Annotated in this window: 11 protein-coding genes and 2 pseudogenes; 6 read left to right on the top strand and 7 right to left on the bottom strand. The window is 64.9% G+C overall.

The window, feature by feature from the left end; all coding sequences use genetic code 11:
* Positions 1-15 precede the first annotated feature (15 nt).
* Entirely contained in the window at positions 16-1764 is a 1749-nt protein-coding gene (locus HALRU_RS01425) for an amino acid permease (RefSeq protein WP_245547761.1), read from the bottom strand.
* Between HALRU_RS01425 and HALRU_RS01420 the strand changes: the two are divergent.
* A pseudogene (locus tag HALRU_RS01420) lies at positions 1715-1957 on the top strand (ArsR family transcriptional regulator); the annotation flags it as partial. The gene HALRU_RS01425 and the pseudogene HALRU_RS01420 sit on opposite strands and share 50 nt — an antisense overlap.
* Before the next feature lie 119 nt (positions 1958-2076).
* Here the strand turns inward: HALRU_RS01420 and HALRU_RS01415 are convergent.
* The gene (locus HALRU_RS01415) at positions 2077-3069 is read right to left on the bottom strand and encodes a Gfo/Idh/MocA family protein (protein ID WP_015299640.1); all 993 of its coding nucleotides are present in this window, start codon (positions 3067-3069) and stop codon (positions 2077-2079) included.
* A gap of 290 nt (positions 3070-3359) precedes the next feature.
* Between HALRU_RS01415 and HALRU_RS01410 the strand changes: the two genes are divergently transcribed.
* The 3 genes from HALRU_RS01410 (at position 3360) to HALRU_RS01400 (ending at position 5945) form a co-directional block, all read left to right on the top strand.
* The gene (locus HALRU_RS01410; protein WP_015299639.1) at positions 3360-4250 is read left to right on the top strand and encodes an aldo/keto reductase; all 891 of its coding nucleotides are present in this window, start codon (positions 3360-3362) and stop codon (positions 4248-4250) included.
* 270 nt (positions 4251-4520) lie between these two features.
* Positions 4521-5279, top strand: a complete 759-nt coding sequence (locus HALRU_RS01405) for a glucose 1-dehydrogenase (protein WP_015299638.1) — start codon at positions 4521-4523, stop codon at positions 5277-5279.
* Positions 5280-5507: 228 nt separating this feature from the next.
* Complete coding sequence (locus HALRU_RS01400; RefSeq protein ID WP_015299637.1) at positions 5508-5945, top strand: ester cyclase; 438 nt, start codon at positions 5508-5510, stop codon at positions 5943-5945.
* Positions 5946-6024: 79 nt separating this feature from the next.
* On the opposite strand, the gene HALRU_RS01395 is transcribed toward HALRU_RS01400, so the two are convergent.
* Positions 6025-7305 carry a DUF7405 family protein gene (locus HALRU_RS01395; RefSeq protein WP_015299636.1) on the bottom strand — a complete coding sequence of 427 codons (1281 nt, stop codon included), beginning with the start codon at positions 7303-7305 and terminating at the stop codon, positions 6025-6027.
* A gap of 267 nt (positions 7306-7572) precedes the next feature.
* Between HALRU_RS01395 and HALRU_RS01390 the strand changes: the two genes are divergently transcribed.
* On the top strand, positions 7573-8652 hold the full coding sequence (locus HALRU_RS01390; protein WP_015299635.1) for a DUF7350 domain-containing protein: 1080 nt from the start codon (positions 7573-7575) through the stop codon (positions 8650-8652).
* A gap of 71 nt (positions 8653-8723) precedes the next feature.
* Here the strand turns inward: HALRU_RS01390 and HALRU_RS01385 are convergent, their stop codons facing one another.
* Positions 8724-10343 carry an oligosaccharide flippase family protein gene (locus HALRU_RS01385; RefSeq protein WP_015299634.1) on the bottom strand — a complete coding sequence of 540 codons (1620 nt, stop codon included), beginning with the start codon at positions 10341-10343 and terminating at the stop codon, positions 8724-8726.
* Positions 10344-10534: 191 nt separating this feature from the next.
* Positions 10535-11350: a DUF7344 domain-containing protein gene (locus HALRU_RS01380; protein WP_015299633.1), complete on the bottom strand. Its 816-nt coding sequence runs from the start codon at positions 11348-11350 to the stop codon at positions 10535-10537.
* A gap of 775 nt (positions 11351-12125) precedes the next feature.
* Between HALRU_RS01380 and HALRU_RS01375 the strand changes: the two genes are divergently transcribed.
* Entirely contained in the window at positions 12126-12398 is a 273-nt protein-coding gene (locus HALRU_RS01375) for a hypothetical protein (protein ID WP_015299631.1), read from the top strand.
* 459 nt (positions 12399-12857) lie between these two features.
* Here HALRU_RS01375 and HALRU_RS01370 read toward each other — a convergent pair whose 3' ends face one another.
* A complete protein-coding gene (locus HALRU_RS01370; RefSeq protein WP_245547760.1) occupies positions 12858-13304 on the bottom strand; it encodes a hypothetical protein in 447 nt (148 codons plus the stop codon).
* Positions 13305-13427: 123 nt separating this feature from the next.
* Positions 13428-13496 (bottom strand): annotated as a pseudogene (locus tag HALRU_RS16210) (zinc-ribbon domain-containing protein); the annotation flags it as partial.
* Positions 13497-13614: the final 118 nt, after the last annotated feature.

The raw sequence follows: 13614 nt of genomic DNA, 5'->3' as shown, positions 1-13614 counted from the left end.
CGGACCCGCCGTCGGTCAGAACGTGAGGCGTTCGAGGAGTCGACGCGAAAATCGCGGCCGGTGGGACTCGTGCGGGTAGACCGAGATCGTCGTACAGCCGGGGTGGGGAACGGTCGGACTGTCGTCTAACACCTGCGAGGCGAGCGTGTCGTCGGTGCCGCGACGGATCACCACGTCGGGCGCCGCCGACTGGAGGGCGTCGGCGCCGATAGGGGCGGCGCGAACCGGCACGGAGAGCAGTTCCGAGAGTTCCGTCTGGTAGTCCTCGATCGTCCGCTCGTACTGGTCCGTACCGTCGCGATCGGTGGGTTGCCAGAGCGAGACGGTGCCTCGATTCTCGTCGGCGAGCGACTCGGCGACGGTCACCGCGAGCGGCGGGAACGGACCGCGTTCGCCGACGAGGCCGACACGTTCCGGATCGTCGTAGCCGAGGTTGTCGACCAGGACGACGTTACACGGCGCGTGTCGAACGATCCAGTCGACCGGGTCGCCGAGGAGCCGGGAGCGAAGTCGCAGCGGCTCGTGTTCGGCGACGATCGCGTCCACGCCCCGTTCTGCGGCGACGTTGACGACCGCGTGTTTCGTATCGTGGCTGACGATCTCGTCGGCCTCGATCGCGACGTCCAGGTCCGTCGAGAGGTCGTCCATCCGTGACTCGAACGAGCGGTCCGCGGCGGACTGCACCGTCACTTCGTCGGTGAGCGGGGCCTGATCGGGCACCTCCTCGAATCGCGTGACGACGACGCGGCCGTCGTCCGCGCGAACGAGGTCGGCCGCGATGGCGACGAGCGACCGTTCCCGATCTGCGTCTAGCCCTTTCGTAAGCGAGACGAGGACTTGCCGCGGCGTCTCGTTCACCGCGGATTCGGTCTCCGTCAGCGCTTCCTGGCCAACACGGCGGCGAACCGCGTCCGTCGCCGCGCCCTCGCGATCGACGCGCGATCGGGCGTAGTAGGCGTACCAGGCGACGCTCCCCACGATGATGAGGACGGCCCCGAGGAAGGCGTCCCGCCCCATCTGGGTGAGGAGGACGAGTCCCGAGACGGCGCCGAAGACCTGTACCCACGGATACAGCGGGGACTCGAACTCGGGCTCGTAGGCCGACTCGCCCTCGCGGAACGCGATCACGGCCACGTTGATCAGCGCGAAGACGAGGATCTGGAACGCGCTCGCGAGTTTCGCGATGTTCGGGAGGGGGACGACCGCGATGAGTAGTAACAGCACCGCACCGGTGAGCGTGATCGACGCGACGGGCGTCCCGAACCGGTCGCTCACTGACGAGAACGTCGGAGGCGCGAGTTGGTCGCGGCTCATGGCGAACGGGTACCGCGACGACGAGAGGATGCCCGCGTTCGCCGTCGAGACGAGCGCGAGCATGGCCGCGATGACGACGACGATCTCGCCGACTCCCCCGAGCGTCTCCCTCGCCGCGACGGCCACCGGCGTCAACGACCCGGCGACGCTTCCCGGATCCGTCACGCCGACCAGGACCGCCACGATGACAACGTAGAGGATCGTGGTGAACGCAAGCGAGCCGAGGATGCCGAGCGGGATGTTCCGACCCGGATTCTCGACCTCCTCGGCGACGCTTGCGACCTTCGTGACGCCCGCGTAGGAGACGAACACCAGCCCGGTCGCCGCCAGAATCCCGCCGATCCCGTCGTCGAAGAAGTTCGCGTAATTGGCCGACTGGACGCTGGGCGCGCTGAACGCGGCGAACCAGGCCCGGAAGATCCGGGGCGTGACGGCGGTCCGCGACATCATGACCGGCGAACGCAACGTCTACGTCAACGCCATCGGGAAAGACCACGACGACTTAAACCGGATCAGCAAGGAGCTCGATGCACTCGGACTCACCGTCGTCGACGAACAGCTCATCCGCGACGAGTACGTCTGTCCGTTCCGCGGCTTCGTCGACGAAGACGAGACGGGACCGGGCGAGTGCGACGAGTCGTAACGGGACGGATGTGACGTGTCGTAACGAGACGAATTCGACGTGTCGTAACGGAGCGAGTGCGGGGCGTCGGCACACGTTCGGCGCCGACCGAGATCGAGTACCGATTCTGCGACCAGAAGTCAGTCGGCGTCGATACCGAGGACGGCGTCGACGACCGCCTGTACACGGGTCGCCTCGGCGACGGAGACGAGATCGCCATCGCCACCATCGAGTGCAGTCACGAACTCGTCGACCAGCGTGAGCGTCGTCTCACCTGGGTCCTCGGTGAGCACGCGCTCGGTCTCCTCGCCGGGATCGGCGACTAGGCGGCGCCACGCCTGTAGCGACAGCGAGCCCTCGGTTCCCTCGACGGTGATGGCGTTCGCCTCGCTCCCAGCGCAGTCACAGAGGAGGTCGATCGTCCCGTGGACGGGCTCGTCGACGGCGACGGTGCCGGTCAGTTCGACGTCGCTCTCGACGCCGGCCTGGAACGTCCCGACGATGGACTCCTCGTACGTCTCCGGCCCCGTGTACCGAACGTCGGCCGTCACGTCGCCGATGGCGCCGAAGAGTTCCTGCGTGCCGAACACGAAGTGGCTCCCGACCTCCCGGAGCGGCCCGCCCTGCTCCCGGCCGGCGAGCCAGTCGACGTCCTGCCACTCCCGGGGCCACTGCGGGAAGCGAAAGTGGAGAGAGACACGCTTTGGCGTGCCGATCTCGCCGGCCACGATCCGCTCGCGCATGTCGACGAACCCCGGCGTGTACCGAAACGGGAAGTTGATCGCCGTCGTGCGATCACTCTCGCGGGCGAGGTCGGTCAGTTCGTGTCCGACGGCCGCGTTTTCCGCGATTGGCTTCTCGCAGATGACGTGCGTGTCCGCGTCGAGCGCGGCCCGGACGACGGCCGCGTGGTGCTTCGGCGGGACGCCGACGTAGACCACGTCGACCGCGTCGATCGCGACGAGCTCGTCGACGTCCGTAACCGCCTCGCAGTCGTACTCGTCCGCCATCGACTCGGCCTTCCGGGCGACCCGGTCGCAGACGACCCGGATCTCGGTCCGTTCGTGCTCGTCGAACGCCGTCGCGAGGCGCGACCCGATGACGCCGCACCCGACAATCCCGACCTGATACATGGCGGGTGGTGGCGAGCGCGCCTCAAGAAGGTCCGGATTGCGGACACACAGCGCGCGACGTACGAGTGTGAGGCCAGCGAGAACGCGAGCGGTCTCGATCGAACCGGTCACTGAGTGGCCGACGGCGCGGACGAAGACACCGAGAATTGGGCGGGGCGGAACAGGCGTGTCCGCTGGTGGAACGGCCTGGCAACCCCCGGTGTGATCCACTTCGGGCCGTCCCCGATTCCAGCGTCGATGGCCCTGCCTCGGTCCACACGCCTTTGTGATTGGTACGCCTACGGGGAGACATGGCTTCTGCGCCCACCAACGAGAGCGACACGTTCGACATCGGCGGCGAGCTGACAGTCAGTCGGCTTGGCTTCGGCGCGATGCGCCTCACCGGCGACGCCATCATCGGCCCGCCGGCCGACGAGGAGGAAGCGAAGGACGTCGTCCGTCGCGCCGTCGACCTCGGCGTCGATCTCATCGACACCGCCGACTCCTACGGACCCGGCGTCAGCGAGCGACTGCTGGGGGAAGTGCTCGCGGGCGGAGATGATCGCGAGGACGATGCCAACGGCACCGATTCCGACGTCGTCGTCGCGACGAAGGCCGGGACGCTCCGCAATCGCGAGGGCGACTGGCTCCCCCACGGCGATCCGGATTACCTGAAGAACCAGGTACTGTGCAGCCTCGACCGACTGCGGACCAACCGGATCGACCTCTACCAGCTCCACACGCCGGACCCGGACGTCGACTTCGCGGAGTCGGTCCACGCCTTCGCCGAGATGAAAGACGCCGGCCAGATCGCCCACGTCGGCCTCTCGAACGTCACTGTCGAGCAGCTCGAGACCGCGATGGACATCGTCGATATCGCGACGGTCCAGAACCAGTACAACGTCGGTGATCGAGAGCACGAAGACGTTCTGCAGGCCTGCGAGGACCACGATGTCGGGTTCATCCCGTACGGCCCGCTGTACACCGTCGACGAGGACGGTGTCGCCGGCGTGTTGCAGGACGTAGCCGAGCGCCACGACGCGACACCCCGCCAGATCGCACTCGCCTGGCTACTCGCGTACTCGGACGTGACGCTCCCGATCCCGGGCACGTCGAGTGCGGACCACCTCGCGTCGAACGTGGCCGCGTCGCAGGTGGAACTGACCGACGAGGACATGGCAGCGTTGAACGACGTCGCGTAGGTGAGGATGGACGACAGCGACAGTATCACCTCCAGTAGATAGAGACAGCCCCATTTCGTCGGCAGATTCGCGGCACTTCGTCGGTCGTCCAGTTCCTCGTCCATCGTGACGGCGTCCCAGTCCTCGCGTGCAACGCAGATCCTCCTATAAGTGAGTGGTCGTGGTAGCGGTCCGTGCAATGACACCAACGACCCCCACCGGACCGAATGGAGCCGGAAACTCCGTCGTCGAGAAGCCATCCCCAATCAGCCGACTGCGAGGTGACGACGTATGAACGGAATCGAAGACGGCGTCGCGCTGATCTCCGGCGCATCGTCCGGGATCGGGCGCGCGACGGCCAAGCGGTTCGCAGCAGACGGTTCGAGCGTCGTCGTCGCCGATATCGACGCCGACGGCGGCGAGGAAACGGTCTCGCAGATCGAGGGCGAGGGTGGCGAAGCCACCTTCGTCGAGACCGACGTCACCGACGAGGACGACGTGGCGACAGCCGTCGAGACCGCCGTCGACACCTACGGCGGGCTCGACTTCGCGTTCAACAACGCGGGGATAGAGGGCGAACAGGTCAGCTTCGCCGATCAGGGGAACGAAAACTGGGAGCGCGTCCTCGACATCAACCTGGGTGGCGTCTTCTACGCGATGCGCGAGGAGATACCGGTCATGCTCGAGAGCGGTGGCGGCGCCATCGTGAACACGGCCTCCATCGCCGGTATCCTCGGCTTTCCGAATCTGAGTCCGTACGTCGCCAGCAAACACGGCGTCGTCGGACTGACGCGGTCGGCGGCCGTCGAGTTCAGCGCCGACGGGCTCCGGGTGAACGCGGTCCTTCCGGGCGTGATCGACACCCCGATGGTCCAGCGCTCGAGCGAAGAGGACCCGGACTCGATGGAGCAGACGATCGCCGCGATCCCGGCAGACAGACTCGGCGAACCCGAAGAGATCGCCGCGGCAGTCGTCTGGCTGTGCTCGGACGACGCCTCGTACGTCACCGGCCAACCGCTCACGGTGGACGGCGGGTACTCCGTTCAGTAACACCGGCCCGAGTGTCGAAACGGAGGGCCCCGGGCGAATTCCACCCGTACGGGAAGTCCATCCGCCATTCGCCGTGGCGCTCCCGGCCGCCCCCGAAGCATGCGGCGCCCGGGTATCGTTTTACCGTGCTCGGCGACGTGCGTTGGCCCTGCGCCCACGACGCGGGACGGTCTCGCGGAAACGACAGACTGGAGGCCGTATCGGGTCGGCGCACACGGAGGACTAATTATGGCATCAGCAACAGATACAGCGGAAAACAAGCGAATCGCCCGCCGATATCCCGAGGAAGTCGCCACGGAACGAGATCTCGACCTCATCGACGAGCTCCACGCGGACGACTTCGTCGAGCACGGGCCGTTCGGCGTCGAATCGCACGGACCGGCAGAAGACAAAGAACAGATGCGAACGTTTCTCGAGGCGTTTCCCGACTTCGAAGCCACCGTCGAGGAGATCGTCGCCGAAGGGGACACCGTCGCGATGCGGGCCCGGCTTCGCGGAACCCACCAGGGAAACTTCATGGGGATCGACCCGACCGGTGAGACGTTCGACGTACAGAATATGGTCTTCACTCGCATCGAGGACGGGCGGATCGCCGAACGGTGGGTCAACCCGGACACGCTCGGACTAATGGAACAACTCGGCGTCGTCGACTCGCCCATCGACTAAGCCCCACTCGTCCCAGCGAGCGCCTGGCGAACGAAGCGGACTCCCGACACGGCTCCCGATCGAACGGCGATCAGTTCGATCAGGGAGTCGGTGTCGGCAGGGCGCGCATCTCCCGCGGCGGGAGCAGGAAGTTGCCCCGTCGTTCGACGGTCACGTACTGCAGGATGCCGTTGTTCAGCCGCTGGCCGACCGCCGACGTCTCCGAGATACCGGTGCCGTTCATCGCCTGGCGCGTGTCGACGAAGTCACCGATCCGCCGCTGCAGGGACAGAAAGTGGAGGGTGGCCCGATCGCCGTCGGTCGAGTCGAAATCCCGGCGAAGGAGCAGTGGCGAGTCGTCTTCGCGGGCCCGAGCTGCCTTCTGGGAGTGACCGACCGCGCCGTGCTCCCGGGCGTCGTCCCCGGCGTGGGCGGGGCAGTTTCCGAGTCCGCTCGACGCGCCGAGATTGTGGCCAGCGCCCTCGACACGGTCGTCGGCGGCGTGGGCGGGACAGAACATCTTCGAGACGCGCTGGTCGCGGGTGTCCTGTTCGTACCACTGGTGGAGATTCAGACGGAGGAGCGAGAGTTGCTGGGTCGTCCCGCCGGCGAAGGGGCCCTCCCGGATCGTCACGCGGTCCTCGCTGGCCTGGTTCTTCTCGAAGCCGGACTTGAAGCCCATGTACATCGGCGACTCGTCGGGCACCGGGTCGGAGTCGGGAACGTCCGCCACGTCCTGGTTCTCGGCGGGGAGGCCCTCGCCGACGAAGCCCGTTCGTCGATCCACTCGCTCGAAGACGCCATCGAGCGTCGCCTCGACTGCGACGCCGTTGAGTTCGTCCAGTTCGCCGCGCAACGCTTCCTCGGCCGCCAGGACGACGGAGCCGTGATCACTGGCCAGATGGACGACCACGTCCGGGCGGTCGAGCGCCGGGTCCTCGAAGGGGGCAAGCGCCTCGGGTTCTCGCAGATCGACCGAATCGGACACCGGGTCGTCGAATCGGTCGAAGTACGACGGGGAGTAACTCACCGTAAAGAGCAGACCGTCGTGGCTCCGCTCGTACGCGCGTTCCAGCGTGCAGAACGCATCCTCGACCGTCTCCCGATCGGCTTCGGTCGGCTCACCATCGTCCGCGTAGTCGAGCAGGAGGAGGACCCGATGGCGCGGGGCGAGGTGGTTCCCGTACTCGTCCGTCGCGAGCCCCTCGTTCCACGCGTGCTGACGCGAGGGGAGCCCCGAGAGGTCGTCCGGGCCGCGTGGAACGTCGACCTGGGGCGATTCGCGTTCGAGGCAGGCCGACAGCGCTGCCGACCCGCCGATCGCGACGGCGGCTCTGGCGAAGTCGCGACGCGAGAGGGAGTCGTGTGAGGGAGAGACCATCGGAGGTGATTCCTGGCGTGATCGCCCGGGAGCGCCTCGGCGTGCGGTCGCCTCGCGGCGCCGTCCCGTCGACCGAATCTAGTCCCTCGTTGGGGGCTGGCGACCGTAAAATTGGCGGATGGCGGGCGGGGCGGAACCGGTGTTCATCGGCCCGGTTCGCGGCGGTTGGAGGCCGGCTCGATTCGCGGCGGTGATCGACAGCCCCGGCGCCACCCAGGACACGTTCGAATCACAATTCGTATGCTGGCTGGTCGGGAAGTACCGCCGATGGAGCGCCGGGAGTTCGTCGGGGCAGGCGCGTGTCTCTCGAGTGCGCTTGCCGCGGGGTGTATGGAGTCGGTGACGTCGCTGCTTCAGTCGGAAGACCGTCCCCGCGAGCCACCAGTCGTCGACGATCGACCTGACGCAGTGTACGTCCCGACGCACACGGAGGGGATGGAGATGGCCGGGATGGCCCGGGCCGGACCCTACGCAGTCGCCCTCTCGTACAGTTTTCCACACCGGTTCTGGACCGTCAGCGGCGACGAGGCGGAGCGAGTCTTCGTTCAGGACCCCGGGTCGGCCCATCTCATGCTGACCGTCTGGGATCCGGTAACCGACGTCGTCGTGCCAGTCGGGAGTCCCACGATCGAACTCACACGAGGCGGGGACGTCGTCGACCAGCGGGTGCTCTGGCCGATGCTCAGCCAGACCATGGGCGCCCACTTCGGCGACAACGTGCCGTTCCCCGACGACGGGACGTACACGGCCACTATCCGGCTGGACCCTCTCACGATCCGACGGACTGGCGACTTCGCCGACCAGTTCGACGAACCGGCCACCGTCGAGATCACGTTCGACTACACACGCGACGCGCGCGACGGCGTCACCGTCCGCGAGTATCCGGACGAGCAGGGTCAGAAAGGGGTGGCGCCACCGACGACGATGGACGGACCGGCCACGACGGTCCCCCCAGAGAAGCGGCTGCCTGGTGCCGTCCTCGGCGACGCGACGAGCGGCGACGCCAGGTTCGTCGCGACGGTCGTCGACGACGGCGATCGGCTCGGCGCCGACGGAACAGCCGAGAGCTACCTCGCCGTCTCGCCGCGAACGCCCTACAACCATTTTCCGCTCCCCTTCATGGCAGTGTCGGCGACGATCACGCGCAACGAAGAGACGGTCGTCGCCGACGAGCCGCTCCGGGCGACACTCGACCCCGACCTCGCGTTCCACTACGGGACCGCGGTCGAGGGCGTCGAGGCGGGCGACACCGTCACGCTGTCGATCGACACGCCACCGCAGGTCGCCCGCCACGAGGGCTACGAAACCGCATTCCTCACGATGGCCGATGTCGAGTTCACCGTCTGAATCGCCGGCCACCCAGCGGAGCGGTCCGCACAGCGCGTCGACACGACGCGTCGAGAAGGTTGCGTTCGCGCTCACCGAACGGCAGCGATCGCGGCGCTCGCCGTCCGGCGGTAGTGGCTCGCGAGTTCACCCACGACGAGCCGATCGCGCGGGTTCGATCCGAGCAGCGCGATGACGCCACCGAAGGTGACCAGCCCGATCAGCGTGCCGACGCCGACCGCGATCCAGCCGTCGAGCAGCGAGCGAACGCCGACCATCGCGCCGGCCATCGCGATCCCGGCGCCCAGCGGCGTGAGAAAGGTCGCGTCGAACGGCCACAGTCCCTCGAAGCGCCGGAGCAGGAGCACCTGGAGGAAGTTTTGCACGCCGATGGCGACGCTGGTCCCCAGGGCCGCGCCGATCAGGCCGAACTGGAGGACGAACAGCGTCGTGAGCGTGAGGTTCAGGACGGCCAGGAGCCACTCCAGCCACATCTTCGGATAGTGGTTGTTCGTCATCGAGAGGAGGATCCCCGTCGCGCCGACGGCGTTGCCGACGAACCGGCCGACGAGGAAGACGAGGAGGATCTCGTAGCCGCGGGTGTACTGCGGGCCGAAGATCGCGAGCAGGTCCTGGCCGAAGACGGCGAGGATGGCGATCAGCGGCACCGTTGCGGTGACGATGAGCCGCGTCACCGTGGTGTAGACGTCGTTCAGCGTCGCCACCCGACCGCGGGCGTAGAGGTCCGACGCGACAGGGGGCATCAGCTGGTTGAACGCGATCAGCGGGATCGCCGCGAGGCCGACGAGGACGAGCACGACGTTGTAGATCCCCGCGGCCGTCGCGGTGAGCAACACGCCGATCAGGATCACGTCGACGCGCGTGCGGATCAGCCGCCCGACGCCGGAGAGCGCGCTCGGAACCGCGTGATCGAAGAAGTGCCGGGCCTCCGAACGCAGGCCACGGACCGTCGGCCGGACGCCGATCGTCCCGATCGTGACGGGGTAGGCCACCACCGCGAGGGCCCCGACGGTGACGACGAGCGCCCCGACGACGCCGACCACGGAGTAGCCGAGCCCCACCGCCGCGGCCGCCGCGACCAGCCGGACGGCCGGGCGGAGGATTCGGTTGAGCAACACCTCGCCGTTGGCCGACTTCGCCGCCTTGAGCGCCGTGGCGTGCATCCGCACCATCGCGAGGAGGACCAGCAAGACGCCGAAGAGGCGGATCGCCTCGGGAAACGCCGGCTGGTCGATCGTCGCCGCGTTGATCGGTTCCGCGGCGAGGAAGAGCAGTGCGGCGATGAGGAGCGACGTGACGAGCGTCGACAGGTACGCCAGCCCCAGTGAGCGGCGCTGGCGCTCCGGTTCGTCCGCGAACGCCGGCAGATCCCGCAGGAGCGTCATGTCGGCGCCCAGATTCGCAAAGCGGAGGGCCATCGTGGTGAGGCGCCAGCCGAACGCGTAGACGCCGTAGAGTTCCGGCCCCAGCCCGCGCGTGAGGATAGCCTCGATCCAGATGGAGAGGCCGCGTTTGACCGACACCCCGCCGCCGGTCACGACCGCGCCGTGAGCGAGCGAGAGGAGCGCGTCGCGCTCGTCGGCCGGGACCGCCTCGGTGGTCGACGGCGAATCCGCTGTCTGATCGTCGCCATCAGTTCGGGCTCGGTCGGCGACTGCAGGCTGCTCGGCTAGGGGTCCGTCGTCGCTCACAGTCTCGGTTCTACGTCGAGGGAGCCACCCCCGCCGGAAAAGGCGCGCGAAAGCGGGTACCCTCGCCGTGAGACGGGTCCTGTTCGTCCGGGAGTCGACGCCGTCGCGGGTGCTCGATCAGCCGGCGGACTGAGGCGGAGCCGCGGCGCTAGGGATCGAAACACTCGGCCTGCGCTGCCTGTAGAGGGGCGTCAGGACGTGAGACTGCCGAGGAAATCGTCGCTCTGGTAGTCGAGGTGATCGAGTCGCGGGCCGAGCAGTTCCCGGATGAGGACCACGAAGGGGTTCGCCCGCCCCTCGCCGACGAGCGCGACCTCGCGTTTCGTGCCCGCGGCGGTTTCGTCCCAGAGGCCGACGAGGACGTGATCTCGATCGGCGACGATCAGCCGACTCACCGTCGGATACCCCGTCGGGTCGTACAGCCAGTCGAGTTGCGGTTCCCAGATCGTCGCCTCCGGAAGGTGTGTGCTGAAGAACTCCCGCGCCTCGCAATTCTTCGTCCCGGCGTGGAACGCGACCCCGCGGTCGATCGCCCGGCGCGCGTGGGGTAGACACGCCTCGTCGAGAAGTTCGTCGGAGGCGTATATCAGAAAGAGTTCGTCCGCGGCGCGCTCGGCCATCTCCCGTCCGTAGTCGTAGACGCGCTCGCGACCCTCGAGTCGTTCGACGGGACGATCGTCCGACCCGGTTCCGACGTCGATCTGTCTGAACACGTTGGCGAGGACGCCGTCGTCCATCCACTGCGCGTCGTCGAATGCGCCGGTCCCGCTGCTAACGCGATTGTCAGCGGGGTCGTACGCGAGGAGGCCCGCCTCGTCGAGCTGCGGGAGATACTTGTGGTGGAGGGACACGGCCAGCATCTCGGGGTCCCTCGACTCCGCCGACTCGATTCGATCGGCGAGTTCGGCCACCGAAAGCGCGCCTGCGGCGTCAGCGACACTACTCAGTATCGATCGGGTAGTGGGATCCGCGAGCAGTTGAACGACGCGCCCGTCATGTGATACCATCACAAGGTACTATTACTGGAGGGTTGTAAGGGCTTCTATCAGTTTTTCGATATAGTGCGGAACCAGTTCAGCCGTCGTCATGATAGACGTGATCGGCGAGAAATCGGCGAAGGGCACCCTAATCAGTCAGGATTCTGTCCGGGTTTGGCCACACTGTAGTCAGGTCGCTGGTGAGTCGACGGAGTGGAAGACGGAGAGAGATCATACCAGAACAGTACTGAGCTGTACGACCCCACAGTTGGAGGGGCAAAATGCGCCGCCTGCCGCGTGCAGGGCAGGTGACTACCCCTCGGTGTATTTCTCCCTCCACCTCGGAGTTGCGTAGACCATCCAGAGGATACTAAAGAGGATCCAGAATACACCGCGGAACAGCCGTGAGTCCGATTGACCGGTCAAACCCCAAATGAGCGAAGACAGGCCAAGGAGGAGCGAGCAAATGCCTAAACCCACGGGAAACCAGTAATTGAACTTCGTGACTTGGTCCATTCCGCCACCCATCCTACAATCCAGAGCGGGAGAAATTTACCAGTATCGTTCACCCCTAAAGGAACTAGATCGACCAGTACACACGAGCGGCTGACCGGCTCTCACCAGCAGGTAGCGACCCAGGCAGGTTGCAACAGTGCCGGTTCGATACGAACGAGTCGGCCGTGATGCCCCACATTCTGTACTCGATGGGCTATCTTCCCTACTTTCCAAGATATCTCCGACCCAGTATCGGAATTTCCGAAACGGTACTCCGTCACTTATCCCACTTCTGACAGTGTCAGGTCGTATGGGAAAGACCAATCCCACCTACCGAGACACGGTTCGCGCGTTCGAAACTGAGTGGTCGACGTATCATCGGGCACTCCGAACACAACACCAGGACCAGTTCCAGCAACTCATCCACCAGGTTCGAAACTTTGCCGATGCGGGCGGCATGCAGAACCACCCCGATCCGATGACGACGCACCTGATTTCGATGCTGCTCGCCCACGAGTGTCGGCTGACGGAGCTCGAGTTACAGCTCGAGAATCCGCGGAGTGACCCCGCTATAACAGATTGAAAGTGGGTAGCCTCGTTCCGACAATACGGACCCGAACACACCTTATCGGGTTCACTGACGGCGATCTCCATGCCCGAATAGAAGCGGCTGGTCCCGTTGAAATTCTCTCCTTTAGAGACCTGTTCCCGTGAATACACTGTACACTACACGTGCGTAGTTACCGCTGAAAGTTCTATCAGGAACAAGTGATGTTTATCGGCCCGTGCTGAATACAGAGCGCGAATGTCGCACGAGTCTGAGCGTAATCAACACAGGGGATCGAACGCTCAGTACAGGGCAAGCAGTTACCGAGGTAGCTATTGATTTGTCTGAAACATGCTAAAAGTTGCCTGCTGAATATAGAGGCTGCATACAGCATGTAGGGGGGATTTTTCGAACGACAGTCCTGTCATCGGTATACCTTTTCAGCAAGTGGTCTGTAGCACCGAGACTGGCGGTAGTGTTGACAGCTAACAAAAATTAAGCGTATTTATCGTATAGTGGTCCCGCGAGCAACATAACCCCCCCAATAGCCGTCAAATACAACCCTATACCAATGTTGACTAACGTTTCAGCTTCTTCCGATGGATTCTCGTCGACACCCATCCATGGATCGTTAATATATCCCAGCGCGAGGAATGCAACAAATATACCAATCAGAGTGACACCAATCCAGGTTTTTTGACCCCAACTTCCAAGACGAGAGCGCCCAACAACGACAACCGCAATGGCAGCCAGTATCAGCGTGAAGATACCGTCGGCATCAATCCCAGCTCTACTAACTGATGTTCCCAGAAACTCCACAGAGAACCATGGAAGGAATGCCCCGGCAATCGTGACACCCCCACCGACAAGCGCCAACTTCTTTCCAAGTGAAATCTCGGAGAAATGCTTCCAGGACAGCTGGTCTGTTGGTTCTGATCCCACCTGAGAGGTTTCGCTCGTTTGTGGTCGCTCCCCCTGTGAGGGGCGCTGTGGTCCCATTTCGGATTGTTCTTTTTCTGCTGGGTCTGGCTGGTGACTTTTAGAATCCAGAGATGGATCCAATTCAGTACCACATTCACTGCAAAAGCGGGACTCAGGTTCAATCCCGGCCCCGCAATTCTGACAGTATGGCATAAATATGGAAAATACATCACGTGATGAAATACCTACTGGCCAAACAGTTATCTACCATTCCCATAGGGGCCGTCATTAAAGCTCACTCACAGTACGGTATTTTATTATAGTTCCTCAC

Origin of the sequence: Halovivax ruber XH-70, from assembly GCF_000328525.1 — an archaeon.
Lineage (GTDB): Archaea > Halobacteriota > Halobacteria > Halobacteriales > Natrialbaceae > Halovivax > Halovivax ruber.
The sequence above is the reverse complement of the archived record's forward strand: the minus strand, read 5'-3'. Positions and strand labels throughout refer to the sequence as shown.